The following is a 25,223-nucleotide window of genomic DNA, read 5'->3' as shown; positions in this document are numbered from 1 at the left end:
TCTCTTACAAACCTAAGTCCGCATATAGCTTCCGGTAACCCACTTGAACAACTTTTCCGTCCTTCACTAAGAGAGGGCGCTTGATCAGCATGCCATCGCTAGCTAAAAGGTCTGCCGCTTCTTCTATCGAAAGCTGATCCACCTTGTCTTTCAAGCCTAACTCCCGATACTTCATCCCACTGGTGTTAAAGAAGGATTTGATTGGTAGGGAAGACTCCTTGATCCAAGTTTGTAGTTGCTCACTGGTCGGGGTGTCTACCACGATATCTTGACTATCAAACTCACAGCCTAAGCTCGTTAACTCCGATTTCGCCTTGCGGCAGGTCGAACATTTTGGGTATTCAATAAATGATAACATCTTTTCTCCTTATTCTTTCCAAGATATGGCCTCATGTTGCAACAGCCAACGCTTGCGATCTAGTCCAGCAGCATAGCCTGTCAACTTTTTCTCCGTACCCAGCACCCGGTGACATGGGATAAGGAGGAGCAAGGGATTCCGACCTACTGCTTGACCGATGGCTTGGGCAGATTTGCAAGACAAGGCCCGGGCAATCTCTCCATAAGTCCGACTTTCCCCATAGGGAATCTGAGCTAGATAGGCCCAAACTCTTTGTTGAAAGTCTGTCCCTTGAGGAGATAGGGGAAAGGGCATGGAAGGATTTTCCCCTATAAAGTATCGATCCAGCCATTCAAAGACAGCTTCATGAAGTGGCTGACAAGCTTCTTCGATATGCTCAAGCCCCTGCTCACAATTGGCTTGGTCACAAAACCAGATCCCAACTAGGCTTTCCTCATCCACCACAACAGATAGAGGCCCCAAGGGACTCTGATAGAGTTGGCGATAAAACCTAGTCATTTTGAGACTGTTCTGCACGGTAGTCCCAACGATCATCTTCGCTAATCACTTGGAAGAGACTGGTTTCTGCCTTTCGTTTGATCTTCTGATAAGCGAGACGCACCCCATCAATTGGTACCTTCCCACAGTAATGGAAGCCTAACTTCTCTAAAAGGTGTTGCATGACCTTGTTGTCAGGATGGGTATCACAGCGAAAATCCGGGCCTTTCTCTCCTTCGATCAAGCCTTGAAGGAAGGTTTGGGCTACGCCTCGTCCAGCAGCTTCTTTGGCAACAGCGATCCGGTGAAAACTGATATAGAGATAGTTATCATGTTCCCATTTTCCATCATAAATGTCATTATAAGCTGCTTCATTTCCCTTGTAGAGAGCGGCATAAGCTACGACTTCTTGATTCTCTACAGCTACATAACCACGGCTTTCTAGGATATCCTCAAAAATGATTTCTTGATCCGGATAACCATCCTGCCATTGGTCCACGCCAGCTGCAGCTAAGCTATCCTTGCCATCTTGGATGATTTCCATAATCCGATTGATTTCATTGGGATAGGCCATTCTAATTTCCATCAGACTCTCCTTTTTCTTCCTCTTGGTGGTAACGGGCATAAAGTTCACTCTTTTGTAGCCCGAATTGTTTGGCAACCTGTTTAATCGCTTGGTTCTTTTTCATACCAGACTGGACCAGTAGATCAATCTCTTGGATCAGATCCACTTCTTCTAGATCTGGCTCCTGCTCACTGGCTCCCTCTACAATCAGAAGGCACTCCCCCTTGAGGGTATTTTCCTCTAGGTAAGCCACTAACTCTGTGATGGTCCCTCTCGTGTACTCTTCATAGATCTTGGTCAGTTCTCGGACCAGGACAACTGGACGATTCCCATAAACTGCCAGCATATTTTGAAGCGTCGCACGAACTCGGTGCGGAGACTCATAAAAGATCTGGGTCTCAGGATAGGCCAATTTCTCTTGGAAAAAGGCCTTTTGCTGCCCTTCCTTGCGTGGAAGAAAACCATAAAAAATATGGGGTTGGGGTGCCAGACCACTGGCAATTAGGGCAGTAATGCCGGCACTCGGACCAGGAACTGCCACAACAGGGATTTCTCGCTCAATCGCTGCCTTGACCAGGTCGTGACCTGGATCCGAAATACTAGGCAGTCCTGCATCCGAAACCTGGGCCAGGTCCTTTCCAGACTCTAAATGAGCAATCAAATCAGGGATTTTCTCCATAGCATTGTGCTCGTGAAAGCTGGTTTGTGGTGACGCAATCTCAAAATGCTTGAGCAAGAGTCCTGTATTGCGTGTATCTTCCGCCGCTATCAGATCCACCTCTTTTAGAGTTTGGATCATGCGGTAGCTCATGTCATCCCGATTGCCAATTGGGGTTGGCACTAAAAAGAGAGTCCCTGTCGCTCTATCCCCTTTAAAACTTCGTTGAATCTGCATGTTTACTCCCTAAATAACAATTCATCACAGAAAATACACTCTTCATCATTTTCACGACGTTGACCATAGGAGTCTGTACAAACATGAAATCCATCATTGTAAATTCTTTGTAAATTTTCACGACCATTGCGATGGAATTTAGGGGAGCTGGTTTTCTCCACTTCTCCTAAGCGCTCTCTCAATTTATCATTTTCAAGACGCAGAGCTGTATTTTCCTCGACAATGAGTTTGAGATTTTTCTTAATAGCTTCAACCTCTGCTAATGTAACCAGCAATTCCTGGGAGAAGCCATCCAAAGCATCAAATAATTCTTTTTTATTCATCTCTTTACCTTCTATTTTTCAACTGTAGGACCATATACTCGAGAGCATTTTGAAAACTCACATTCCGTTCCCACATCAGTTTGGCCAAGACCAATTTTTCTAGATAGTCTCTCCCTAAGGACTGACTGATGGAGCGTGCAAAGAGCAATTCCAACAAGCGAAAGGCTTGGGCCTGCTTTTCTTTATCATCCGTCTCTTGAACCAAGCGAGAGACCAGTAAGTAGATATGCGGATCTGCTTTTAGACAAGCTGCAACGAAACGCTCACACTCCCTCGCCAGATCGAAAAAGGAGGTATTCTGAGCGAAAATTTGAGCCTCTTGGAAACCTTGACTAAAGTTGGCTAACAGATCTGCTTGTTGAAGCAAGAGACCTTCCTGAAGGAGATACTCTTTTAGGAAATCTTGGTTTTTTGGAAAATGGACCTGCTGCGACCGACTTTTTATGGTCGGGAGAACCAGTTGCTCATCTGCTGTCAGCAGAAAAATATGAACTTCACTCTGAGGTTCTTCAATCACCTTGAGGAGGGAATTGGCCGCATTGACATGCATCCGGTCTGCATCGCAGATGATAAAGACTTGCTTGGATCCTTCGTAGCCTGACTGAGAAAAATGCTGGATCAAATCCCGGATCCGATCCGTTTTGATAATTTGATTGACCGGTCGGACAACCGTTACATCTGAGAATTCATCCTCTTCAATCAAGCGACAAGCCCGACAAGTCCCACAGGGCCAAACACCCTTCTTGTCCGTACAAAAGAGACTTTGGGACAAGAGCTGGGCCATCTCAAAACTGCCAAAATCTCCTGTAAAGAGATAGGCGTGGCTCAAGCGGTCCTGTTCTAAAATAGCTTGGAAGCGATCGACTAACTGAGGTTGAAGTTTTTGCACTTGTTCTAACTTCATTCACTAATCTCCAAGACTTCTTTCAATAATAGCCAAGTATCCTCGACCACCTGGTCAAAAGGTTGACTGGCATCAATTTTCACCACACGTTGTGGTTCTTTTTCGAGGATGGCCAGATAGCCTTGACGGACTTTCTGATGGAGACTGAGTCCTTCTAGATCCAAGCGATTGACTTCACGGCTAGCACTCTTAGCAATTCTCGCCAACCCTTCTTCTACATCAATGTCAAAGTAGAAGGTCCGATTGGGTTTCAGACCATCAGTCGCAAATTGGTTCAACCATTCAATATCTGCTACTGCTAATCCACGCCCAAAGCCTTGGTATGCTACCGAACTGTCGATAAAACGATCCATGATAACTAGCTTCCCTGCTTTCAAAGCTGGAAGGACACGTTCTGCCAAGTGTTGGCGACGACTGGCGATATAAAGAAGCAATTCTGTCTTGGGATCCATTTCCGTATGGGATGGATCTAGAATGACCTCGCGTATTTTTTCTGCTATTTCGACACCCCCTGGCTCCCGCGTGGTAATATAGGCAATCCCTGCCTTTTCCAAGCGTGGTAGCAAGGCTTCTAAAACGGAGGATTTCCCTGCACCTTCTGGGCCTTCAATTGAAATTAATGTTCCCTGTTTCATTCTCTTATCTTAACTTTCTATACTCATTTCTCTAGCATGCATCACTTCTTTTTATTTTACCAAAAATAGGGGTAAAAATCCTGTCCGAATTCGTGAAAATTGATGAAAATTATTTCCTATTTTTCATTTTTTTTGGTAAAATGTATGGTGAAAAATGAATAGGAGAACGAGCATGTTTAAGGCAAAAAATATTCTGGCCATTATTTTGGGGGCTGGCATTTTTTCTTTTGGAATCTTCTTTTTAGTCATTCCATTTCACTTTTATGAGGGAGGAGCTACAGGGATTACCCTGATTACCTACTACCTCTTTAAAATTCCCGTTTCGGTCATGAACTTGGCCATCAATATTCCCCTCTTTTTCCTAGCCTGGAAATTACTGGGGCTCCGATCCCTCTATCTCAGTTTGATTGGAACTTTTTCGGTCTCTATTTGGATGGCCATCTTCGAGCTGATCCCTGGAAGTCATCATCTTCAAACTGCAGTCTTTACGGCTCTTGACGGAGATATCCTTCTGGCCTGTATCGGATCAGGGGTTATCCTTGGAACTGGACTGGGGATTATCTTCAACGCTGGAGGAACAACAGGTGGAACCGATATTGTCGCACGTATCTTTAACAAGTACACGACGCTTTCCATGGGACGCCTCATGTTGATTGTGGATGCCATCGTCTTGACAACTGTTTTGATCGTCTTTAAGGACTTCCGAATTGCAGCCTACACCCTCCTCTTTATCCTGATTGACACCGTCGTCATTGATATCGTCGGTGAAGGAGGTTTTGCAGGAAAAGGATTCCTCGTTGTTACATCTAAACCAGATGAAATTGCCAAACAAATCACGACTGATTTGGGCCGAGGAGTCACATTCGTAAACGGCATGGGCTATTATAGCCAACAAGAAATGAAGATTGTCTACTGCGTGGTTTCACGGAATGAAATGAAACAGATGAAAGATATCATCAATAAGATCGATCCATTCGCCTTCATTACCATTACAGAAGCCCATGAAATCCTAGGAGAAGGATTTACCTTGGATACCAACAAGCAACCCATTGCTCGCTAAAACAAAGAGAGAGTGGGACAGAAATCGGTAATTCGTTAGAATTCGATTTCGTCGTCCCACCTCCGCACAGTTGAGTAGGGCTGTAAAAGCTGATGAAATCAGCGTAGTAGAGCCCACTCAACCACTGCGTCTTGCTCGACGATCCAAAAACAATTAAGAGGCTAGGACTTTTGTCCCAGCCTCTCTTTGTTTATTTAAAAGGCTTTTGCAGATGTGCGACTAATTTCATCCACACGAATACCATTTTCTTCAAATTTCTTCTTGATAACTTCCGTATCGGTAATGCCATCAATTTGAACTTCGATAACGACACGATCGTCTTTGGTTGGGATATTGACTGTATTGGCGATGTTATACCCCTCTTCTACAATCAAGTGAATGATTTGTTCTAGAACGCCAACCTTATCTTCTGTCACAAAGCGAACACGAACTCCTTCTTCTCCATAACCGGATACTTCGAGGAAGGCACGGAAAATATCACGGTCTGTGATGACACCGGATACTTGGTCATTGTCTACAACCGGAAGAATTCCCACCTTGTTCTTATACATGAGATAGGTCGCATCTTCGAGGCTGGCAAATTTAGAGACAGTAATGACATCACGAAGCATGACATCTTTGACCTTGGTCTTGTTCAACAGATAGTTCATCTCAAAAATAGACAAGCTTGTTGCTTTAGATGGACTTGCTTCTGCAATCGTGCCCTCTGTCACCAAGCCGACCAATTTGTCATTTTCAATGACTGGCAAGCGGTGCAAGCCTTGTTCCCGCATCAAATCTGCCGCATGAGCAATTGTTGTATCTGGACTAATATACACTACTTTACGGGTCATAAAATCTTTAACAGCCATAATCATTCTCCTATGCTTTTCTTAGTTTTATTATACTTGATTTTTAGAATGATTTCAAACGCTTTCAGCAGTTTTCTCTTGTTTTCAAAATTTAGAAAAATCAAACAAGAGAGATGAAAAAAGAAAGGCCTTTAGGACCTTTCCTTTCAAACAAACTTTAAAAATCTTATCCACCAAGGTAGGCCTTGCGGACTTCTTCTGAGGCTAAGAGTTCTTTTCCTGTTCCGGACAGAACGACTTTCCCTGTTTCCAAAACATAACCGCGGTCTGCGATGGCAAGAGCCTTGTTGGCATTTTGCTCAATCAAGAGAACGGTTGTACCTTGTTTTTGAATATCTTGGATGATATCAAAGATTTCCTGGATAAAGATAGGTGCCAATCCCATGGAAGGTTCATCCAGAAGCAAGAGTTTTGGCGTCGACATGAGGGCACGACCCATTGCAAGCATTTGTTGTTCCCCACCAGATAGGGTAGCTGCATCTTGGTTCTTCCGTTCTTCCAAACGTGGGAAACGTGAGAAGACCTTCTTCAAGTTCGCTTGATTTTCTTCTCGATCCTTCTTCAAGAAAGCTCCCATTTCCAAGTTTTCCATAACGGTCAAGCCTGGAAAGACGTGGCGGCCTTCTGGAACTTGAGAGAGCCCAGCAGCTACAATTTTTTGAGCCGGAACCTTTTGAATCTCCTGACCCAAAAACTCGATTTTCCCAGCACTTGGACGCACCAAACCTGAAATGGTACGAAGAATAGATGTTTTCCCAGCGCCATTGGCACCGATCAAGGAAACAACTTCCCCTTCATTGACTTCGAAACTGACATCACGGACAGCCTGGATCATGCCATAGTGTACAGAAAGATTTTCAACTTTTAACATAGACATTAGGCTTCACCTCCTAGATATGCTTCGATTACACGTTTGTTGGACTTGATTTCATCTGGCGTACCATGGGCAATCAAGCGACCATATTCCAATACATAAATCCGCTCTGTTACTTCCATGACCAAACTCATATCGTGCTCGATCAGCATGATCGTAATATTAAATTCTTTTTGAATGCGACGGATCAGTTGGGTTAATTCTGCGGTTTCTTGAGGGTTCATCCCTGCAGCAGGCTCATCCAAGAAGAGGATTTTTGGCTCTGTAGCAAGGGCACGAACGATCTCTAAGTGACGTTGTTGACCGTAAGCTAAGTTTTTGGCCAAGGTAGCTGCTTCTTTTTCCAAACCAAATATCGCTAACAATTCGAGGGCTTTTGCTTTCAATGCTTCTTCATTTTTGTAATAGCTTGGCAAACGGAAAAGACTAGCAAAAACATGTGGTTTGTGGTGATTGGCAAAGGCAATCAAGACATTGTCCAAAACACTCAAATCTTTAAAGAGACGGATATTTTGGAAGGTCCGTCCAAGACCACCAGCAGCGATTTTATAAGGGGCTTTCCCGTTTAAAAGGTGCCCATCTAAAGTAATGGTCCCTTCACTTGGCTCATACACTCCTGTTAGGAGGTTGAAGAGGGTTGTTTTACCGGCACCGTTGGGTCCAATCAAACCAACCAATTCCCCTTCATTGAGTTCCATGGTCACATCCCCAACGGCTGTCAAACCACCAAAGTTTTTTGTTAAATTTTTTACTTCAAGAAGTGCCATTAGTTAGCCTCCTTTTTTGAGAGTAGTTTTTTCAAGCTAAATTCCCATGTTCCAAGAAGACCACCTGGGCGGAAGATCATTACGAGAATCAAGGCTAATGAGTAAATGATCATACGGATGCTTGAGAAGTCTTGAAGCACCATGTTCAAAATCCCCAAGACGATGGCTGCCACAACTGTTCCTGACATCGATCCCAAACCACCGAAAACGACAATGATCAAGACATTAATGGTATTGGTGAAAGAGTAATCTTTCGGAACAACAGAACCGATAAAGCCGGCTTGAAGAGATCCAGCAATCGCCGCTGTGATCGCACCAAATACAAAGGCAATGACTTTAACTTTGGTCGTATTGATCCCAACAGATTCTGCGGCGATTTCATCTTCACGAACAGAAAGGGTAGAACGCCCAATTGGACTGCGTAAGAAGTTGATGGTAAAAATAGTCGTAATGACAACAAATATGTATACCAATTGCCAGGTTGTAAAAGCTGGTAAACCAAGGATCCCCGCGGCACCATTTGTTAGAGTACCACCATTGACGATCAAGATCCGGATGATTTCTGAAACCCCAAGTGTTGCAATCGCCAGATAATCTCCTTTCAACCGAAGGGTTGGTACCCCAACGATCAAGGCAACGATACCAGCGATCAAGGCTCCTAAAACCATAGCGCCAAAAAAAGCGCCGTAGGTTGGTGATTTAGAACCGAGAATAGCTGCAGAATAGGCACCAATCGCCATAAATCCAGCGTGTCCGAGCGAGAATTGACCTGAAAAACCAACGATGAGGTTCAAACCAACCGCAAGAATGATATTAATCCCGATTTGTTCCAAAATTTGGATATAGAAGAGGTTGAGGACACCTGCTGCAACCAAGACTTGGATCAAGGCAAAACCTGCTACCAAAAGACCAAGCCAGACTAAATTCACTTTTAAATTTTGTTTCATGGCTTACACCTTCTCTTTCACATTTTTACCGAGGATACCTGCAGGACGGATGAGCAAGATCACAATCAAGATGGCATACACAATGGCATCACGGAAATCTGAGAGACCGATCGCTGTAGCGAAGGTTTCCAACAAACCGATGACAAATCCACCTAGAGCCGCACCTGGGATGATTCCGATTCCTCCAAGAACGGCTGCGACAAAGGCTTTGATCCCTGGTGTCATCCCCATCAAAGGTTCGATCGAGTTGTAGTACAAACCGATCAAGACACCACCAGCACCCGCTAAGGCTGATCCCAAAGCAAAGGTAAAGCTGATGGTCCGGTTGACGTTAATCCCCATCAATTGAGCAGCATCGCTATCAACGGAAACGGCACGCATGGCTTTCCCCATCTTTGTCTTTTGGATAATAAATTGAAGAGCAACCATCAAGAAAATAGACACTCCTAAAATCATCAATTGAATGTTGGAGATTGAAATAGGACCAAAGTTGTAACGAACAATTTCAATGACTTGCGGGAAGGAACGGGTATTGGCCCCTACAAAGAAGACCATCCCATATTCGAGCAAGAAGGAAACCCCGATGGCTGTGATCAAGGCTGCAATCCGAGTTGAATGACGAAGCGGACGATAAGCCAGGTATTCAATCACAACCCCTAAAATAGCTGTCCCAACCATCGCCAGAAGCAAGGCTACAAAGAAGTTAACTTTCAATGAGTTCAATAAGAAATATCCCATAAAGGCACCTACCATGTAGATATCCCCATGGGCAAAGTTGATCAATTTGATAATTCCATACACCATGGTATAACCAAGGGCTAAGAGTGCATAGACACTTCCCAAGATTAGACCGTTCACTAATTGCTGGAGCATTTGAACCATCCTTTCTAACAATAAAGAGCGAGGCCAGGAATTTTCATTCTCCCAGCCTCTTGTACAAACAACAAATGATAATTAAGGTTTAACCGACTCAACTGACTCAACTTTACCATCTTTTAAGCCAATCATAAGTGCAGATTTAACCGGATTATGGTCTTTGTCAATAGACATTGTACCAGTAACACCTTCCAAGTCTTTCAACTTCGCAAGGTTGTCTTTCAATTCAACAGAGTTCTTAGCACCTTTAGATGCTTCTGCAATCATGTAAACTGAATCATATGCCAAAGCCGCAAACATTGAAGGTTCTTCGTTGTATTTCGCTTTATAAGCTTCTACGAATTTCTTGGCTTTATCAGTCATTTCACCTTCAGTAGAGAATCCAGCTACGTAGTAGATATCTGTAGCTGCAGCAGGTGTTGCTTGTTCAACGAATTTCGCATCACTAAATCCATCACCACCGATGATTGGTTGTTTGATTCCCATACCACGTGCTTGGTTTACGATTTTACCAGTTTCAGTGTAGTACCCTGGAAGAACAATCGCGTCGAAGTCTTTATCTTTGATTTTTGTAAGGGCAGCTTGGAAGTCTGTATCCTTAGATTGGAAAGTTTCTGTCGCTACGATTTCACCTTTATAAGATTTCTTAAAGGCTTCAGCAATCCCTTTCGCATAGTCAGATGAGTTATCATAGTAAAGAACAACTTTCTTCGCTTTCAAGTTCTCAGTTGTGTATTTTGAAATGATTTGTCCTTGGAAGCTATCGATGAAGGTTGCACGGAAAAGGTAATCTTGACCTTTTGTCAAATTATCTTGTGTTGCAGATGGGGTTACCAATGGAACACCTGCTTTACCAGCATTCGCAACCGCTGCGGCAGTGGCACCTGAAGTTGCAGGTCCTACAAGAGCGTTCACTTTTGATTGAGTGACAAGATTTGTAGTGATTGTAGCTGCTTCAGCTGTTTCAGATTTGTTATCTTTGTCTGTGACAACAATCTTCTTACCATCGGCTCCACCATTAGCATTGATTTCATCAACGGCCAATTGAGCACCTTTTTGTTCAGCAATACCATATGCTGCTACTTCACCAGTTTTTTCAAAGTTAAAACCGATTTTTAGTTCTTTGCCGATTTCGTTACCAGTTGTGTTTGAACCTGAAGTTGAAACTTCACCACAGGCAGCAAGAAGAGCGACACTTGCAATTGTTAAAAATGAAAGAGCAAATTTATTCTTCATTTGTAATAATCTCCTTAAATAATTCTTTAAATAAATAGATATTAAGAATATACCGAATTATCTGAAAATTGTCAATATAAAAAACGCAATCCTTTAAATGATTGCGTTTTCTCCTTGTGTTTCATCCTTTTGACGATGCAAACTTCCCACAAAATCACGATCCAATTCTTGAATATGGCAAATTTGTACCTTCTTTACAAAGCGTTCTTTTTTTAATTGCTGCACGATTTCAAGGACTTGAGGACTATCGACATAGACCTGTACATAGCGCATTTTTTTGGAATGATAGATCACATCCCCAATTCCCTGTAATTTCTTTGCATCTCGATTATAATACAATTTTACAATTAAGCCTGTTCTAGCTTGCTTCTCAAACATATACAATCCCTTTCTGCTTCTGTTACAAGTATAGCAAATTTTAGGTAAAAATTCTATCTTTTTCTAGAAAGACTAAAAAAGAGGCTGGGACAAAAGTCCTAGCCTCTCAATTATCTTTGGATTGTCGAGCAAGACGCAGTGGTTGAGTTTCCTTATCCAAGATTGTTGTTGGCCATGATTTCATCGATGAAACCATAAGCTAAGGTTTCTTCTGCAGTCATCCAATTATCCCGTTCTGCATCAGCATGGATTTTCTTGATGGTTTGACCTGAATTCTCTGCCAAGATTTTTTCCAATCTGTGACGTGTTTTCAACAAGTGTTCTGCAGCAATCGCCATATCTGTTTGTTGGGTACCGCCACCAGTACCACCCATTGGTTGGTGGATCATGTACTCAGCATTTGGCAACATGAAACGTTTGCCTTTGGCACCACTTGATGCAATCACAGTTCCCATTGAAGCAGCCATCCCCATAACAATAGTTTGGACGTCTGATTTGATAAAGTTCATGGTATCGACGATAGCCAACCCTGCAGAGACAGAGCCTCCTGGCGTATTGATATACATATAGATATCTTTGGTATTATCTTGGGCATCCAAGAAGAGCAATTGGGCAATAATCGAATTGGCCATTTGATCTTCTACCGGTCCTGTTACCATGATAATACGGTCTTTTAATAAGCGGGAATAGATGTCGTACGAGCGTTCGCCACGACTGGTTTGTTCAATAACTACTGGAATCATTCATTCATCTCCTTTTATCCATTATAACCGGCACCACCTCATGAGTTTCATCCGGTTGATTCGAGAGGCTAACTCTCCTTCCAATCTTTATAAAAGCTATTATATCCCATTGGTCAACAAAGGTCAATTTTTTACTTTCCCAAAGAAGGATTGGATAGGCGCTTATTTGGTACCAAACAAGCGGTCCCCAGCATCTCCAAGGCCTGGAACAATGTAGCCATGATCATTCAAGTGGTCGTCGAGGGCTGCTGTAAAGATATCAACATCTGGATGAGCTTCTTGAAGAGCTTTCACCCCTTCAGGTGCTGCCACCAAGCAGACAAACTTGATGTGGCTAGCTCCACGTTTTTTCAAAGAATCAATCGCAAGAATAGCTGATCCACCAGTTGCAAGCATTGGATCTACTACAAAGATGCGACGTTGATCAATATCTTCTGGCAATTTCACCAAGTATTCAACTGGCTTCAAGGTTTCTTCATCGCGGTACATCCCGATATGCCCAACTTTGGCAGCCGGTACCAAACTCAAGAGCCCATCTACCATCCCGATTCCTGCACGAAGGATTGGGACAATTGCTAGTTTTTTACCAGCAATTTGTTTTTGAACCGTTTTTGTGATAGGTGTTTCGATTTCTACATCTTCAAGAGGAAGTTCGCGCAACACCTCGTAGCCCATCAACATAGCAATTTCATCAACTAATTCACGAAAAGCCTTTGTAGAGGTATCAGTCCGACGCAAAATAGACAATTTATGCTGAATCAGTGGATGTTTAATAACTTCAAGTTTTCCCATTGTGGTTCCTTCTTTCTCTATATTCATCTTATTATATCAAAAAGGAAGAAAAAGGCCTACAAATATGCAAACCTTTTCTTTTCTTATTTTAATTACTATCTTATAGCCACTCTTTGTACTTGCCAATATAATAGTGTTTGACCAGGGTGACACTTGCCATATAAAGGAAGAGGATTCCCGCCAGTAATAGGAAGTAAAGACTATTTAGTGGCGCTACTTTCAACAAGGAAGCCAGTGGGCCATATGGTAGGAAGGTCACAAAGAGGGCCCCCAATAAAGTCGTTGCCATGACTGCAAGGGCTGGCCAACTTTGAACAAAAGGCAATTTTGGAGAGCGGAGCATATAGATGACCATAGTTTGGGACCACATGGACTCGATAAACCAGCCGGTTTGAAAGAGCATGATGAAGAGTCCCGCACTGTCTGCTCCATGGACATAGCCATAGCCTGTAATCATAGGTACGATGATAAAGTAGAGAGCGATAAAGGTCAAGATGTCAAAGACAGAGGAAATAGGACCAAACCAGGCCATAAAGCGGGTAATGGATTTTGCTTCCCAAATCCGAGGTTTCTTCAAGAAGTCCTTATCCACTCGGTCAAAAGGCAAGGCGATACAGGAAAGGTCATAAACCAAGTTTAAAACGATGAGATGGATGGGGGCCATTGGAAGAAAAGGAAGGAAAATACTAGCAAAGAGAAGAGAGAAGATATTTCCGAAATTAGAAGAAACAGTCATCTTGATGTACTTGGTCATGTTGGCATAAACTTTGCGGCCTTCTACCAAGCCTTTTTCGAGGACCATCAAGTCTTTATCCAGAAGGATAACATCTGCTGTTTCTTTGGCAATATCGACAGCTGTATCAACCGAAATCCCCACATCTGCCACTTTCATAGAAGGAGCATCGTTGATCCCATCTCCCATATAGCCGACCTTGTGGCCATTTGCTTTGAGTTGCAAGATAATGCGTGCTTTTTGATCTGGAGATAATTTTGCAAAAACGGTGGTGGTTTCTACTGCTTGGGCCAAGTCTGAATCAGAGAGACTGTCGATATCGCTACCCAGCAAAATGCGGTCAACATCCAGTCCCACCTTTTCACAAACCGCTTGGGTCACTTTCTCATTATCACCCGTAAGGATTTTAGTAGCAACTCCGTATTCCGCAAGGGTATTGATGGCTGGTGCTGCGGATGGTTTTGGTGGATCCAAGAAGGCTAGGTAACCCGTCAAGATCATGTCTGCTTCATCTGCCACTTCAAAGGCATAGCCTTCCTCAAGATTTGATTTGTAACTAACCCCTAGCACGCGCAAACCTTGTTCATTCAGTTGAGCTACTTCTGCCAAGACGTCTTCCCGCACTTGGTCTGTCAGGGGAATAATCTCATCCTTGTATTCCACATAGTTAGAGACTGCTAGCATTTCTTCCAAGGCTCCCTTGGTGACCATGCTCACGACTCCCTCCTCATCTTTGACAATGACACTCATCCGCCGGCGTTCAAAGTCAAAAGGCAATTCATCAATTTTTTGGAAGCTTTGGTCCAAGCCTCTGACAATCTCATGTTTCTTAGCTTCTCTTTCTGTCCGACTGATAATGGCCCGGTCCATCAAATTTTTTAGGCCGGTTTGGAAGTAAGAATTGAGATAGGCCCGACGAAGGACAGACAAATCCAAGTCCCCATGAATGTCGAGGGGGTATTCGAGTACAATCTCATCTTGGGTCAAGGTTCCTGTCTTGTCCGTACAGAGGATATCAATAGCGCCTAGATCTTGAATAGCGTTGAGCTTTTTGATGACCACCTTTTCTTTGGCCATGATAATGGAACCCTTGGCCAAGCTGGCTGTGATAATCATTGGGAGCATTTCCGGAGTCAAGCCCACCCCTACACTGAGGGCAAAGACCCCTGCTTCCAGCCAGTCCCCATCTGTCAAACCATTGATAAAGAAGACGATGGGTACCATGACCATCATGAGTCGGATCAACAACCAAGAGATGGTGTTCATTTCTCGTTCAAAAGAGGTTGGTTCATCATACGTATTGATGGTTTGCTCAATCGCTCCCATCATGGTTTCATCCCCAACGACCAAGACCAAGGCTGTTGCTCGACCCGAGATGACATTGGTCCCCATGAAAGCTAGACTTTCACTCTCCAAAAGACTGTCCAGATTTTGGCCACTTGCTTTTTTCAAGCAGACTTTTTCGACAGCATCGCTCTCTCCAGTCAAACCGGATTGTTGGACGAAGAAGTCTCGTGAATCCAACAAGACCACATCTGCTGGGATCATGTCGCCTGCACTCAGTTTGATCAAGTCTCCCACCACAATCTCATCAATGGGAATTTCTTCTTCCTTGCCTTCTCTAATCACTGTTGCTGTATTGACAATCATGCGAGAAAGGTTGCTAGCAGCCTTGTCACTTCGCAATTCTTGGATAAAGCGAATCCCTCCAGAGAGAAGGACGAGAACGACGATGATGAGAGAGGTCGTTGGATCTTCCTCACCTGGTTTGGCTAACCAAACATTGGTCACCAGAGAAACAAGAGCAATGAGCAGTAAGATGACTGTGAAGGGATTGATGATGGATTCAACAATCCGTTTCCAGATAGAATCATCTTGCCCCTTTGTGAGGACATTTTCTCCATAGCTATCCCGGTTTTCCTCTACTTGGTCTTCCGTCAAACCAGACCAGCTAGATTGATAGGTTGCTAAGGTTCTTGTTTCTACATCTTGCAATGCAGCTATGAGTCTTTCTTTTGTTGTTTGCATTGGAATCTCCTTTTAAATCAGGAGCCAAACGCTTATAGAGTCCCGATGACACAAATCAGCGATTGGCTGGCTATGTGCGGTTCGGGATGATCGTCGATTTGTATCATAGTGTTCTCCTTTTCTACTTGATAGGTGAGAGGCTTCTTAAGCATAAGAAAAAAGCCCTCCCCTTTTATAGGTAGGACTCATTAAACTCGTCGTTTATTTTTTAATAAAAATTCTCAAAAAATAGACCGTCCAAGCTTTAGCTCCGCAAGGCAATGAAATGAGCTTAGTCTTGACCTTTGCGATCAGGACTGTTGACCAACGAGTAGTGTCTCCACTGCTTTGCGGTAGTCATCCGTATCCTTGTGGTAGCCTCACCTACCGTTATTCCCCTTGAGTATACTCCTCCCCTATAGAAAAGTCAACCCTTAAAATCAACCTTTTTTAGGAAAATTTGTTACGATCCGATCGACAATCTCTTGGACTAGGGTTTTCGGAGCTGCCACATTCAAACGGGCATGTTGCTTCCCTTCTACTCCAAAGTCTGTCCCTTTATTAAGGATGACCTTAGCCTGGTCATGAAGTCGAGCATGGAGTTCTTCCTCTGACAAACCGTAGGCAGAAAAATCAAGCCAGAGCAGATAGGTCCCTTGCGGTTTCATCACACCAATGTCTGTCTGCTCACGCAAAACTTCTACAGTGTAGTTGATATTTTCTTCCAAGACTTCCTTTAAGTCCTCTAACCAAGCCTTTCCATTCTGATAGGCTACTTCGGTGGCGATAAATCCAAGGGCAGAAATTTCATGTTGATTGTTTCGCAACTGCTGAGCTTGGAAGGATTTTCTTAGTGCATCATTTTCGATGATGGCATAGGAATTTTTTGTCCCTGCGATGTTGAAGGTTTTGGTCGCACTCGATAAGACAAGGGTGAAGTCCTTAAAGCTTGGATCTACCGTATTAAAAGAAACGTGCTGGTGCCCAAACAATACCAAATCTTGGTGAATTTCATCGGAAACAAGCAAGACCCCATATTTTTGACAGAGGCGACCAATCTTTTCTAGGACTTCTCGTTCCCAGACGCGACCGCCTGGATTATGAGGATTGCACAGGATGTAGAGCTTGACTTGGTGCTCCACAAAGTCTTTTTCCAATTGCTCAAAATCAATTTGGAAAAGTCCATCCACTTCTACTAAGGAATTGGTCACTAATTTGCGTTGATTGAGGCGGACGCTACGGGCAAAGGGTGGATAGACTGGCGTATTGATGAGAACAGCCTCTCCTTCCTTAGTGAAAGCCTGAATAGCCGTTGAAATAGACGGAACCACACCTTCCATAAAGACAATGGCTTCCTTCTCAAACACATATCCATGCTCTGACTTTTCCCACTCCTGAACAGCTCGGTAAAGCTCTTCACTAGGATAGGTGTAGCCGTAGACTAATTGATCCGCGTAATTTCGAATGGCTTGTCGAACCGCAGGTAAGGATTCAAAATCCATATCTGCAATCCAGGCAGGAAGAAGTTCTGGATCTTGCTCTGACTCCTTCCACTTGCTAGTATGATGCCCCAAACGATTAGGGACAGTCAAAAATTGTTCTTTTCCCATGATGGACTCCTATCTAGCCAATGCTTGTTCTAAATCCTCAATCAAATCTCGCGCATCTTCAATTCCGATGGAAAGGCGAAGCAAGTCATCCGTTAACCCATAGGAATGACGAACCTCTGCAGGAATATCCGCGTGGGTCTGTGTAGTTGGGTAGGTAATCAAACTCTCCACTCCACCTAAGCTTTCTGCAAAGGTTAAGACTTGCAAGTGGTTCAAAATGGTTGGAATCTTTTCTTGGTGGCTTACTTTAAAGGAAACCATGCCTCCCTTGCCAGTATACAAGACTTCCTTAACAGCTGGATGCCCCTTCAAGAATTCCACTACCTTCTTCGCATTTTCTGTAGAGCGCTCCATACGAAGGGCTAAGGTTTTTAAACCACGGATCAATTGGTAGCTGTCAAAAGGAGAGAGAACAGCTCCAGTTGTGTTTAAGTTATAAAAGAGTTGCTCATAAAGGCCTTCATCATCAGTCACCACAACACCAGCCAAAACGTCATTATGACCTGCTAGATACTTGGTCGCTGAGTGGAGGACGATGTCTGCTCCTTCTTCAATTGGACGTTGGTAGATAGGGCTATAGAAGGTATTGTCTACAATCACTTTTGCCCCTTTTTCATGAGCGAGTTTAGCTAATTTCTGGATGTCAAACTCCAGCATGAGTGGGTTGGTAGGCGTTTCAATATAGAGAATATCCACCTCTCCCTTCAATCCTTCTACCAATTCTTCTTCTGAATTTGCATAGGTAAAGAAAAAGCGTCCTTCTTGTTCCATTTGGTTGAACCAGCGGAAAGAGCCTCCATAAAGATCTCTTACTGCCAAGACCTTACTGCCAACAGGAAAAATACTAAAGGCTAAGACAATGGCAGACATACCTGAGCTCGTCACCAAGGCATGCTCTGCACTCTCAATAGCTGCCAAGGTCTTTTCAGCGTTTACCCGAGTCGGATTCTTGGTACGGATATAGTCAAAACCAGTAGATTGACCAAACTCTGGATGCTGGTAAGTGGTTGAAAAATGAAGCGGAGTAATCAAAGCCCCTGTTGCTGGATCCGACTTGATTCCCGCTTGAGCTAGGATGGTGTTAATATTCTTTTTGTGACTCATACAAACCTCCAATGGACGTAAATTCAATTGTCTCTATTGTATCACTTCTTTAGATGATTCGGTTTTTCCTTTTTCAAGAGCTAGATATAGCTTCAAACTATAATGAAAAAAGAGGTGGGATAGACCCAACCTCTACTGGTTATGAAATATGAAATTTATTTCGAAGACTGGCTGCCTTGCTACCAATGAAGCGATCTAAGAAACGAAGACGAAGACCGAGGCCACCGTATACGACGATTCCCACACCACCAATCAGAGCTACATAGAGCATGCTGGTCACTCGACCATTTGGTTTGATCACCATGCCGAGGATAAAGCCTGCAACTAGGACTACCAAGAGCATAATCAAGGTGAGAATGGCTGTCAATAAGCTTCGTTTGAAGACTGTCTTGCGATTGAAATGAGTCACCTGATGAATTTCCTTGTACATAAGAACAATCGGAATCATGAGGCCAATCGTAGTAGAAAGAAGAGGACCATAAGCCTTAAAGAGATAAATGAACGGTACTTGGAGAATCAGTTTTACCAATACTCCATAACCAAAGTAAAGAATCGCCTTCCGATTTTGGAAAAGAGCCTGGATCATTGGAGAGAGAACCGTATACAAGCCTAGGATAACCGTTTGTAACATGGCTAGGATAAAGAGTCCTAAAGCCAGGGAATCAGGTTTCCCGTAAAAGACCGTATAGAGAGGCTCTGCAATGGCTACTGCTCCAATCGTCGCTGGAAGCAAGAAGGCTACTAGCATGGTCAAATTATCTTGAACCAGCTTACCTGCAGCCCGGAAATCACCCTTGACATAGTTCTCTGTAAGAAGAGGGATTCCCACCCCACCGATCGATGTCGCAACTGCAATTAAAATCATGGTAATCTTGTTCGGATTCGCTGAGAAGTAACTGAACTGAACCAAAAGCTCTGAACGAGTAAAGTTGGTGAACCAAGACATGACATTGCTATAGGTCATCTGGTCGATGATTTGGAAGAGTTGAATGGCTGATCCTGTCACAATGAACGGAATCGCTTCACGAATAGTATCCCACAAGAGAGCCTTGGTATCAATCTGGCTATCAGACTCTGGGCGATGGATAATGTGCTGTAGAAGCCCTGTTTTCCAGAGGTAATAGACGAGGACTAGAAGACTCGCTCCCATCCCAATAAAGGCTGCAAAAGTGGACTGGGTCACAGCTTCAACGTAATCACCTGAGCCAACCTTCATAATGAAGTAGGCTGTCAAGAGCATCCAGATAACCCGAATCACTTGCTCAGCAATTTGACTGATAGCATAAGGTTTCAGATTGTTATGCCCTTGGAAGAAGCCACGAATGACACTCATGGAAGGGAAAATCAAGACTGCCCAAGACAAGCTCTGCATGACAGGGATTAGGTCTTTCCCACCTCCAGACAGATTTGCAAATACTGGGGAAAGCACATACATGATAATAGCAAAAACCAAGCCCAATAAAGACATGAACTTAAGGAAGCCACGAATCATGGCAAAACTGTGCTCTTCTTGCCCCTTGGTATTGTACTTGGCCACCTGCTTAGCGACTGCTACTGGGACGCCTGCTGTTGAAATCAGCAAAAACCAAGCGTAGATATTGTAGCCCATAGTGAAGAGACCGTTTGCCTCTGCGCCATGTTTACCCATCCAGATATACCAAGGGATGATATAGGCCGCACCTAAGAGACGACTAATGAAATTGCTAGCTGTTAACCAGACTGTACCTCGAAGCATCTGGGCCTGTTGATTACTTGTTTCGTTACTCATATGTTTCCTCTACTTTATAGTCTTCTTTCATTATAAACTTTTCCTTTACACTTGTAAAATAAGGTCTTTCAGTTTAAAATAGGATTATGATAAAGATAGAAACTGTACTAAACATTTTAAAAGAGGATCACAACTTTCGTGAGATCCTACAAGACGGAGAATACCACTATTCAGCAAGTGGTGTTTCTTTTAATCAAATAAGCTACGATAGTCGAAAAGTCAACTCCGAGACCCTCTTTTTTGTCAAGGGGGCAAATTTCAAGAAGGAATTTTTGGAGCAAGCGATCGAGCAAGGTCTCCAGTGGTATGTCGCTGAGCAAGACTTTGAGGTCAGCATCCCAGCCATTATCGTTACGGATATCAAACAGGCTATGAGCTTGATTGCCATGGAATTCTATGGCCACCCTGAGCGCCAGCTAAAACTCTTAGCTTTTACAGGGACCAAAGGCAAAACCACTTCTGCTTACTATGCCTACAAGATTCTTGAGCAAGGCCACCGTCCGGCTATGCTATCCACTATGAATACAACTTTGGATGGCAAGACCTTCTTCAAATCAACCTTGACTACCCCAGAAAGTATCGATCTCTTTGAAATGATGGCCCAGGCAGTTGCCAATGATCGGACCCACCTGATTATGGAGGTCTCTAGTCAGGCCTATCTAGTCAAACGTGTATACGGTCTTACTTTTGATGTTGGTGTTTTCCTCAACATCAGCCCAGACCATATCGGACCGATTGAGCATCCAAGCTTCGAAGACTACTTCTACCATAAACGTCTCTTAATGGAAAATAGCCGTGCTGTTGTCGTCAATAGCGATATGGATCATTTTAACATTCTTGAGGAGCAGGTGGCTGAGCAAGACCACGACTTCTACGGTAGTCAATCGACCAACCAAGTCCACAACTCAAAAGCCTTTAGCTTTTCTGTCACTGGTAAGCTAGCAGGGGATTATGATACCCAGCTCATCGGTCGCTTCAACCAAGAAAATGCTGTGGCTGCAGGTCTCGCCTGCCTTCGTCTAGGAGCGAGTCTTGAAGACATCAAAAAGGGGATTGCCAAAACCCGTGTTCCTGGCCGGATGGAAGTCTTGACTCAAAAGAATGGGGCAAAAGTTTTTATTGACTATGCCCATAATGGAGATAGCTTGAAAAAACTGCTCTCTGTTGTTGAAACCCATCAGACAGGGACGATTTCACTGGTCCTTGGTTCAACTGGGAATAAAGGAGAGAGTCGCCGCAAGGACTTTGGCTTGCTCTTAGAAGACCATCCTGAGATCCAAGTCTTCCTCACAGCGGATGACCCCAACCATGAAGATCCTTTGGCTATCGCTGAAGAGATTAGCAGTTTCATCACGCGCCCTGTCGAAAAAATCGCAGATCGCGAGCAAGCCATTCAACTAGCTATGGCAACGACCAGCAAGCCTGAAGATGCCGTCATTATCGCCGGAAAAGGAGCTGACTGCTACCAAATCGTCAATGGCGTAAAAGAAGAATATCCAGGCGATGCCGCCATCGCTGAACGTTACCTATAATCAAACGAAAGAAGAGGCTGGGACAAAAGTCCTAGCCTCTCAATTGTCTTTGGATTGTCGAGCAAGACGCAGTGGTTGAGTGGGCTCTACTACGCTGATTTCATCAGCTTTTACAGCCCTACTCAACTGTGCGGAGGTGGGACGACGAAATCGAATTCTAACGAATTACCGATTTCTGTCCCACTCTCTTTCTATTGTTTACTAAACATCAGTCTTTCCTTATCCAAGTCCACTGCTAATTCATATTTGCCTTCATCATTTTTGCGGATATAGCCTAAGACTTCTAAGCTATCAACAAAGATGTCTCTGCGCTTTTGCTGGACTTCTTCTTTTTTGAGGAACTTGAGCAAAAAGCTGGTCATATACTTGAGAGCATACTCGGGATTCACATCGCCCAAAATAGCATAGAGTTTCTCTTGCTCCTCCGTCAAAGGATATTGGTGTTTCACCTTGTAGAAGTAATTGGAAAGTGTCTGTGCATGTCGTTCGAAGTCAGTCTCCTCTATCAAAATCGCTGCATTGGTAGTATTGCGGAGTTCTGTTTGGAAGACCTTGGCTTTTAATTCTTGATAAACTGCACTGTCCTCTCGAACAAAGACCTCTTGATCCAGTTCAACTCGATCAGCTGACTCTAAGAAAGGCAAATTGAGAGTGTAGCGTTTATTTTCTCGAAGGATGAAGCCCGCTTTGATATACTCCTCCATCAGCTTATCCACTGGTTGATCTGGAAATTGGGCCTTGATTTGCCGCAGGATCACATCATCCTGCTGGTCCAGATAGTTGATCAAGTCCTTGAAAAATGGCTGACGTGTCAAACGTGTGGGATTAATGATTGTAATCATCCAAATACCTTTCTTTAAACTGTAGATGGGGTGATTGAGCTAACTGACTGGGATTAGTACCAGGCTGATTCAGAGGTACAGCTAATCCTAGTTCTTTATAGTAATCTCTCCAGAAATCACTAATCTGCTGCTCATCATCACCAAACTTCATGGGAATGGTCTCAAAGATAGGGAGCAGTTCAGCGATGAACTGGGAACAATAGAAGCCATCTCCATTTGGGTAAAAGGAAACATTGTAGGGAGCACCTAAAAGGTTTTCTGCTCGCTTTTTGACTTCTTTGTCATCAATCTCTGCATAGCGGTATAGGTCATATACCTTCTCAGTTTCAAAGAAATCTTCAGAGGACTGGGCCAGGACGCCACCTTCCACCGTGGCATGATAGAACTTTCCATCCAAAAAGATGGCCACATGGCTATAGTTCCCAGTAGATGCCTGGATGGCCTGTCCCATTTCCGTATGATCCCTCACAAAAATCAAATCGCCAGATTCTAACATAGTCTCCTCCTAGCAAAAAAGGAGCCGAAACTCCTTTTTTAACAATGGGTTATCCCGTTTATCATTAAGCATTAAAGCTTTCAGTCAATTGTGGTACCACTTGTTTCTTACGAGAAACAGCACCTGGAAGGAAAGCGTGGTTGTTTTCAAGTTTGAAGTTGAAGGCTGCTTCCACCTTGTCCATATTAGCACCAAGAGCCAAAATTTCTGAGTTAGAGTTGACGATGTCTGTAATCATCAAGACAAAGTCAGAGTATCCGTTAGTTGCAATTGCGACTTGGATAGCTGCTTCGATTTCAGCTTGACGTTCCAATACTTCGGCAATATCAACTGTATTGACTTGAGCCACACGGACATTGTTGCCGTTCAATTCAAAAGTCTTAGCATCGATGTCGATCAATTCTTCTGCAGATTTGCTTGCCAAGTTGGTACCAGCCTTAAGCATGGCAAGACCGTATTCTTCCAAGTTCACACCAGCCAATTCAGCCAATTCAGGCGCAATCACTTTATCAGATGGATGAGTTGTTGGAGATTTCAAAAGAAGGGTATCTGAAATCAAACCTGAAAGCATCAAACCTGCGATTTCTTTTGGCACTGCTACACCATGTTCTTTGAACATGCGGTAAACGATAGAAGATGCTGATCCTACTGGTTCCAAACGCATGTAAAGTGGGCTGGCAGTTTCAAAGTTAGCCACACGGTGGTGATCCACTACACCGTAAACTTCTACTTCAGCGATATCTGAAACAGATTGTTGGAACTCATTGTGGTCCGTCAAGATGACTTGCTCTGCACCTTCTGCTTTAGCTGATGTGATGACGCGTGGTGCTTCCACACCAAAATAGTCCAACACGAAAGCTGTTTCTTCATTTGGAGTTCCAAGAGCCACTGCTTCTGTATCCAAACCGTAAGCTTCTTTTGCAAGATAAGCAAAGGCTACAGATGAACCGATGGCATCTGAGTCAGGATTTTGGTGACCAAAAACGAGAATTTTTGACATGTTTCTACCTCTTCATTTTCATTTGTATATTCACTCTATTTTAGCACGTTTTTCCGTTTAAAGAAAGGGGATAGTTGTTCATTTCATCAGAAAAAGACAGCTGGAAGGACCAACTGTCTCGATCTATTTTATCCTTTAACCCGTTTCAAGTAATCTTGGTAACTTTCCGTTTCCATCAAGTCCTTCGCATTTTGGACCCGTTCTTTTGTCGGTGGTTTCACACCCTCCAACTTGTACGGAATACCCAATTCCCGCCATTTGAATTCACCCATGGTATGGTAGGGTAGAATTTCAAATTTATCAACATTTTTAAGGGTTTTAACAAATTTCCCAAGTTCGATCAGGTCATCATCTCGGTCTGTCAAACCTGGGACCAAAACGTGACGAATCCAGACGGGTTTTCCAATATCAGACAAATACTTGGCACAGGCTAAAATATTCTTGTTCGTTTGACTGGTTACAAATCTGTGCCGCTCATCGTTAATTTCCTTGATATCCAGAAGCACCAAGTCTGTCACTGCCATTAATTTATCAAATTTTTCCAGGTAACGAGGGGTATTGCGGAAAGGTAGAGCACAGGTATCGAGCGTGCAGTGAATGCCCAATTCTTGAGCCTTGGTGAAGAGGGCAATCAAAAAGTCTATCTGCAAGAGGGCTTCTCCACCACTAACCGTGATCCCACCTTTTTGACCCCAAAATCCACGATAGCGGAGGGCTTCTTCTAGGACATCATCCACTGTTCGTTCTCTAGACATGTTGGTTTCCATAGCCCAAGTATCCGGGTTATGGCAATACTGACACCGCATTTGACAGCCTTGAAGAAAGACAATAAAACGGATCCCTGGTCCATCCACTGCACCGAAGCTTTCTGTAGAGTGTACCATTCCTGTTACTTTTCCATAGTCAACTGTTTCATTTTCCATGTCTTGTCCTTCTCTCTTGAAAACGTTTTATGGTTTTATTATACCATGATTCCTTGTGAATAAAAGGATTTTAATGATTTTTTAGAAAATAAACTGTTTTTCAATTTCAACCTATTGTATTAGTACAGGCCCTTCCAGTCGCTGTTACTCTTTCCTATTCTCTCTGGCAAAAAAAGAAAACGAAGAGCCGTTTTCTTTTTTTAATATCTTAAGAATCTTGATTTCACCAATCGATAATCGCGACAAAATCTTACTGGATCTTGGGAAAGACCAACACGTGGTGACGGTCCGCTCCCAAGTTCACCTAGCAGACGGACGCCAATTCCAGTTCACCGAAAGTCGACACAAATTAGACAAGTTTCATTTTGTCGACTATGCAAAAAGACATCAAAAATAAAGTACTCCGCTGACAGTTGAGAATGGACTCAACTGTTTTTTTACGATATCCGAAAATGAAAATTGTTTTCAGCCCAAAATAATAGCTTATTTATCTCTTATTTCTCTACTATTTCAAGAAATAACACTCT

At 43.4% G+C, this 25,223-nt stretch carries 26 protein-coding genes, 1 pseudogene and 1 riboswitch; of the genes and pseudogenes, 3 read left to right on the top strand and 24 right to left on the bottom strand.

Annotated features, from left to right (window positions below; translation table 11 throughout):
* Window positions 1-4: 4 nt before the first annotated feature.
* Genes ACOXXR_RS02565 through tmk form a run of 7 tightly spaced genes read right to left on the bottom strand, consistent with a single transcriptional unit; the run spans window position 5 to window position 4,157 of the window.
* A complete protein-coding gene (locus ACOXXR_RS02565) occupies window positions 5-358 on the bottom strand; it encodes an arsenate reductase family protein (RefSeq protein ID WP_129270251.1) in 354 nt (117 codons plus the stop codon).
* A 9-nt stretch (window positions 359-367) separates the two neighbouring features.
* The gene (locus ACOXXR_RS02560) at window positions 368-856 is read right to left on the bottom strand and encodes a methylated-DNA--[protein]-cysteine S-methyltransferase (RefSeq protein WP_126404657.1); all 489 of its coding nucleotides are present in this window, start codon (window positions 854-856) and stop codon (window positions 368-370) included.
* Window positions 849-1,421: a GNAT family N-acetyltransferase gene (locus ACOXXR_RS02555; RefSeq protein ID WP_048689681.1), complete on the bottom strand. Its 573-nt coding sequence runs from the start codon at window positions 1,419-1,421 to the stop codon at window positions 849-851. Before ACOXXR_RS02555 ends, ACOXXR_RS02560 begins: the two co-directional genes overlap by 8 nt.
* Window positions 1,411-2,295, bottom strand: a complete 885-nt coding sequence (gene rsmI, locus ACOXXR_RS02550) for a 16S rRNA (cytidine(1402)-2'-O)-methyltransferase (protein WP_129270249.1) — start codon at window positions 2,293-2,295, stop codon at window positions 1,411-1,413. The genes ACOXXR_RS02555 and rsmI overlap by 11 nt, the downstream gene beginning before the upstream one ends.
* Before the next feature lie 2 nt (window positions 2,296-2,297).
* Window positions 2,298-2,618, bottom strand: coding sequence for a DNA replication initiation control protein YabA (yabA, locus tag ACOXXR_RS02545; protein WP_023024026.1), 321 nt, complete (start codon window positions 2,616-2,618; stop codon window positions 2,298-2,300).
* A 4-nt stretch (window positions 2,619-2,622) separates the two neighbouring features.
* Window positions 2,623-3,522, bottom strand: coding sequence for a DNA polymerase III subunit delta' (locus ACOXXR_RS02540; protein ID WP_195348085.1), 900 nt, complete (start codon window positions 3,520-3,522; stop codon window positions 2,623-2,625).
* A complete protein-coding gene (gene tmk / locus ACOXXR_RS02535) occupies window positions 3,519-4,157 on the bottom strand; it encodes a dTMP kinase (RefSeq protein WP_048715350.1) in 639 nt (212 codons plus the stop codon). The genes ACOXXR_RS02540 and tmk overlap by 4 nt, the downstream gene beginning before the upstream one ends.
* 172 nt (window positions 4,158-4,329) lie before the next feature.
* On the opposite strand from tmk, the gene ACOXXR_RS02530 reads away from it, so the two are divergent.
* Complete coding sequence (locus tag ACOXXR_RS02530) at window positions 4,330-5,217, top strand: YitT family protein (protein ID WP_048689693.1); 888 nt, start codon at window positions 4,330-4,332, stop codon at window positions 5,215-5,217.
* A gap of 194 nt (window positions 5,218-5,411) precedes the next feature.
* Here the strand turns inward: ACOXXR_RS02530 and ACOXXR_RS02525 are convergent, their stop codons facing one another.
* The 13 genes from ACOXXR_RS02525 to ACOXXR_RS02465 all read right to left on the bottom strand — a co-directional run bounded on the left by ACOXXR_RS02525 (window position 5,412) and on the right by ACOXXR_RS02465 (window position 19,903).
* On the bottom strand, window positions 5,412-6,068 hold the full coding sequence (locus ACOXXR_RS02525; RefSeq protein WP_445278668.1) for a CBS domain-containing protein: 657 nt from the start codon (window positions 6,066-6,068) through the stop codon (window positions 5,412-5,414).
* Window positions 6,069-6,234: 166 nt separating this feature from the next.
* Window positions 6,235-6,945: an ABC transporter ATP-binding protein gene (locus ACOXXR_RS02520; protein ID WP_003008277.1), complete on the bottom strand. Its 711-nt coding sequence runs from the start codon at window positions 6,943-6,945 to the stop codon at window positions 6,235-6,237.
* Window positions 6,945-7,709, bottom strand: coding sequence for an ABC transporter ATP-binding protein (locus ACOXXR_RS02515; RefSeq protein ID WP_023024036.1), 765 nt, complete (start codon window positions 7,707-7,709; stop codon window positions 6,945-6,947). Before ACOXXR_RS02515 ends, ACOXXR_RS02520 begins: the two co-directional genes overlap by 1 nt.
* The gene (locus ACOXXR_RS02510) at window positions 7,709-8,656 is read right to left on the bottom strand and encodes a branched-chain amino acid ABC transporter permease (RefSeq protein ID WP_023024038.1); all 948 of its coding nucleotides are present in this window, start codon (window positions 8,654-8,656) and stop codon (window positions 7,709-7,711) included. The genes ACOXXR_RS02515 and ACOXXR_RS02510 overlap by 1 nt, the downstream gene beginning before the upstream one ends.
* Before the next feature lie 3 nt (window positions 8,657-8,659).
* Window positions 8,660-9,529: a branched-chain amino acid ABC transporter permease gene (locus tag ACOXXR_RS02505; protein WP_023024040.1), complete on the bottom strand. Its 870-nt coding sequence runs from the start codon at window positions 9,527-9,529 to the stop codon at window positions 8,660-8,662.
* A gap of 81 nt (window positions 9,530-9,610) precedes the next feature.
* Window positions 9,611-10,768 (bottom strand): ABC transporter substrate-binding protein, encoded by a 1,158-nt coding sequence (locus ACOXXR_RS02500; protein WP_445278667.1) that lies wholly within the window; start codon window positions 10,766-10,768, stop codon window positions 9,611-9,613.
* Between the two features lie 93 nt (window positions 10,769-10,861).
* Window positions 10,862-11,146, bottom strand: a complete 285-nt coding sequence (locus ACOXXR_RS02495; RefSeq protein ID WP_023024043.1) for a DUF2129 domain-containing protein — start codon at window positions 11,144-11,146, stop codon at window positions 10,862-10,864.
* 152 nt (window positions 11,147-11,298) lie between these two features.
* Window positions 11,299-11,889, bottom strand: coding sequence for an ATP-dependent Clp protease proteolytic subunit (locus ACOXXR_RS02490; protein ID WP_023024046.1), 591 nt, complete (start codon window positions 11,887-11,889; stop codon window positions 11,299-11,301).
* Window positions 11,890-12,051: 162 nt separating this feature from the next.
* Window positions 12,052-12,681, bottom strand: a complete 630-nt coding sequence (upp, locus tag ACOXXR_RS02485; protein ID WP_023024048.1) for a uracil phosphoribosyltransferase — start codon at window positions 12,679-12,681, stop codon at window positions 12,052-12,054.
* Between the two features lie 100 nt (window positions 12,682-12,781).
* Entirely contained in the window at window positions 12,782-15,442 is a 2,661-nt protein-coding gene (mgtA, locus tag ACOXXR_RS02480; protein ID WP_154853523.1) for a magnesium-translocating P-type ATPase, read from the bottom strand.
* A 223-nt stretch (window positions 15,443-15,665) separates the two neighbouring features.
* Window positions 15,666-15,820, bottom strand: a riboswitch (M-box (ykoK) riboswitch).
* Between the two features lie 41 nt (window positions 15,821-15,861).
* Window positions 15,862-17,031 (bottom strand): MalY/PatB family protein, encoded by a 1,170-nt coding sequence (locus tag ACOXXR_RS02475; protein ID WP_154853525.1) that lies wholly within the window; start codon window positions 17,029-17,031, stop codon window positions 15,862-15,864.
* 9 nt (window positions 17,032-17,040) lie between these two features.
* The gene (locus ACOXXR_RS02470; protein WP_129270239.1) at window positions 17,041-18,135 is read right to left on the bottom strand and encodes a cystathionine gamma-synthase; all 1,095 of its coding nucleotides are present in this window, start codon (window positions 18,133-18,135) and stop codon (window positions 17,041-17,043) included.
* A 139-nt stretch (window positions 18,136-18,274) separates the two neighbouring features.
* Window positions 18,275-19,903, bottom strand: a complete 1,629-nt coding sequence (locus tag ACOXXR_RS02465; RefSeq protein ID WP_445278666.1) for a putative polysaccharide biosynthesis protein — start codon at window positions 19,901-19,903, stop codon at window positions 18,275-18,277.
* A gap of 86 nt (window positions 19,904-19,989) precedes the next feature.
* On the opposite strand from ACOXXR_RS02465, the gene ACOXXR_RS02460 reads away from it, so the two are divergent.
* On the top strand, window positions 19,990-21,435 hold the full coding sequence (locus ACOXXR_RS02460) for a UDP-N-acetylmuramoyl-L-alanyl-D-glutamate--L-lysine ligase (protein ID WP_445278665.1): 1,446 nt from the start codon (window positions 19,990-19,992) through the stop codon (window positions 21,433-21,435).
* A gap of 191 nt (window positions 21,436-21,626) precedes the next feature.
* Here the strand turns inward: ACOXXR_RS02460 and ACOXXR_RS02455 are convergent, their stop codons facing one another.
* The 4 genes from ACOXXR_RS02455 to pflA form a co-directional block, all read right to left on the bottom strand.
* Window positions 21,627-22,277, bottom strand: a complete 651-nt coding sequence (locus ACOXXR_RS02455; protein ID WP_195348079.1) for a DUF1803 domain-containing protein — start codon at window positions 22,275-22,277, stop codon at window positions 21,627-21,629.
* Window positions 22,261-22,773, bottom strand: coding sequence for a YiiX/YebB-like N1pC/P60 family cysteine hydrolase (locus ACOXXR_RS02450; RefSeq protein WP_445278664.1), 513 nt, complete (start codon window positions 22,771-22,773; stop codon window positions 22,261-22,263). Before ACOXXR_RS02450 ends, ACOXXR_RS02455 begins: the two co-directional genes overlap by 17 nt.
* A gap of 64 nt (window positions 22,774-22,837) precedes the next feature.
* On the bottom strand, window positions 22,838-23,773 hold the full coding sequence (locus ACOXXR_RS02445; RefSeq protein ID WP_445278663.1) for a manganese-dependent inorganic pyrophosphatase: 936 nt from the start codon (window positions 23,771-23,773) through the stop codon (window positions 22,838-22,840).
* A 128-nt stretch (window positions 23,774-23,901) separates the two neighbouring features.
* Window positions 23,902-24,696 carry a pyruvate formate-lyase-activating protein gene (gene pflA, locus ACOXXR_RS02440; RefSeq protein WP_048689741.1) on the bottom strand — a complete coding sequence of 265 codons (795 nt, stop codon included), beginning with the start codon at window positions 24,694-24,696 and terminating at the stop codon, window positions 23,902-23,904.
* 214 nt (window positions 24,697-24,910) lie between these two features.
* Here pflA and ACOXXR_RS02435 point away from each other — a divergent pair.
* Window positions 24,911-25,093 (top strand): annotated as a pseudogene (locus tag ACOXXR_RS02435) (UTRA domain-containing protein); the annotation flags it as partial.
* Window positions 25,094-25,223 lie beyond the last annotated feature (130 nt).

The organism is Streptococcus sp. KHUD_013, assembly GCF_052588545.1.
The sequence above is the reverse complement of the archived record's forward strand: the minus strand, read 5'-3'. Positions and strand labels throughout refer to the sequence as shown.

Excerpts from the sequence above, each read along its gene's own strand:
- ACOXXR_RS02530 (WP_048689693.1), top strand. The coding sequence starts at position 4,330 with ATGTTTAAGGCAAAAAATATTCTGGCCATTATTTTGGGGGCTGGCATT.
- ACOXXR_RS02475 (WP_154853525.1), bottom strand. The coding sequence starts at position 17,031 with ATGGGAAAAGAACAATTTTTGACTGTCCCTAATCGTTTGGGGCATCAT.
- ACOXXR_RS02555 (WP_048689681.1), bottom strand. The coding sequence starts at position 1,421 with ATGGAAATTAGAATGGCCTATCCCAATGAAATCAATCGGATTATGGAA.
- mgtA (WP_154853523.1), bottom strand. The coding sequence starts at position 15,442 with ATGCAAACAACAAAAGAAAGACTCATAGCTGCATTGCAAGATGTAGAA.
- ACOXXR_RS02540 (WP_195348085.1), bottom strand. The coding sequence starts at position 3,522 with ATGAAGTTAGAACAAGTGCAAAAACTTCAACCTCAGTTAGTCGATCGC.
- ACOXXR_RS02490 (WP_023024046.1), bottom strand. The coding sequence starts at position 11,889 with ATGATTCCAGTAGTTATTGAACAAACCAGTCGTGGCGAACGCTCGTAC.
- ACOXXR_RS02515 (WP_023024036.1), bottom strand. The coding sequence starts at position 7,709 with ATGGCACTTCTTGAAGTAAAAAATTTAACAAAAAACTTTGGTGGTTTG.
- rsmI (WP_129270249.1), bottom strand. The coding sequence starts at position 2,295 with ATGCAGATTCAACGAAGTTTTAAAGGGGATAGAGCGACAGGGACTCTC.
- tmk (WP_048715350.1), bottom strand. The coding sequence starts at position 4,157 with ATGAAACAGGGAACATTAATTTCAATTGAAGGCCCAGAAGGTGCAGGG.
- ACOXXR_RS02445 (WP_445278663.1), bottom strand. The coding sequence starts at position 23,773 with ATGTCAAAAATTCTCGTTTTTGGTCACCAAAATCCTGACTCAGATGCC.
- ACOXXR_RS02560 (WP_126404657.1), bottom strand. The coding sequence starts at position 856 with ATGACTAGGTTTTATCGCCAACTCTATCAGAGTCCCTTGGGGCCTCTA.
- ACOXXR_RS02510 (WP_023024038.1), bottom strand. The coding sequence starts at position 8,656 with ATGAAACAAAATTTAAAAGTGAATTTAGTCTGGCTTGGTCTTTTGGTA.
- ACOXXR_RS02500 (WP_445278667.1), bottom strand. The coding sequence starts at position 10,768 with ATGAAGAATAAATTTGCTCTTTCATTTTTAACAATTGCAAGTGTCGCT.
- ACOXXR_RS02525 (WP_445278668.1), bottom strand. The coding sequence starts at position 6,068 with ATGGCTGTTAAAGATTTTATGACCCGTAAAGTAGTGTATATTAGTCCA.
- ACOXXR_RS02470 (WP_129270239.1), bottom strand. The coding sequence starts at position 18,135 with ATGAGTCACAAAAAGAATATTAACACCATCCTAGCTCAAGCGGGAATC.
- ACOXXR_RS02505 (WP_023024040.1), bottom strand. The coding sequence starts at position 9,529 with ATGCTCCAGCAATTAGTGAACGGTCTAATCTTGGGAAGTGTCTATGCA.
- ACOXXR_RS02465 (WP_445278666.1), bottom strand. The coding sequence starts at position 19,903 with ATGAGTAACGAAACAAGTAATCAACAGGCCCAGATGCTTCGAGGTACA.
- pflA (WP_048689741.1), bottom strand. The coding sequence starts at position 24,696 with ATGGAAAATGAAACAGTTGACTATGGAAAAGTAACAGGAATGGTACAC.
- ACOXXR_RS02460 (WP_445278665.1), top strand. The coding sequence starts at position 19,990 with ATGATAAAGATAGAAACTGTACTAAACATTTTAAAAGAGGATCACAAC.
- ACOXXR_RS02520 (WP_003008277.1), bottom strand. The coding sequence starts at position 6,945 with ATGTCTATGTTAAAAGTTGAAAATCTTTCTGTACACTATGGCATGATC.
- upp (WP_023024048.1), bottom strand. The coding sequence starts at position 12,681 with ATGGGAAAACTTGAAGTTATTAAACATCCACTGATTCAGCATAAATTG.
- yabA (WP_023024026.1), bottom strand. The coding sequence starts at position 2,618 with ATGAATAAAAAAGAATTATTTGATGCTTTGGATGGCTTCTCCCAGGAA.
- ACOXXR_RS02450 (WP_445278664.1), bottom strand. The coding sequence starts at position 22,773 with ATGTTAGAATCTGGCGATTTGATTTTTGTGAGGGATCATACGGAAATG.
- ACOXXR_RS02495 (WP_023024043.1), bottom strand. The coding sequence starts at position 11,146 with ATGTTTGAGAAGCAAGCTAGAACAGGCTTAATTGTAAAATTGTATTAT.
- ACOXXR_RS02455 (WP_195348079.1), bottom strand. The coding sequence starts at position 22,277 with ATGATTACAATCATTAATCCCACACGTTTGACACGTCAGCCATTTTTC.
- ACOXXR_RS02565 (WP_129270251.1), bottom strand. The coding sequence starts at position 358 with ATGTTATCATTTATTGAATACCCAAAATGTTCGACCTGCCGCAAGGCG.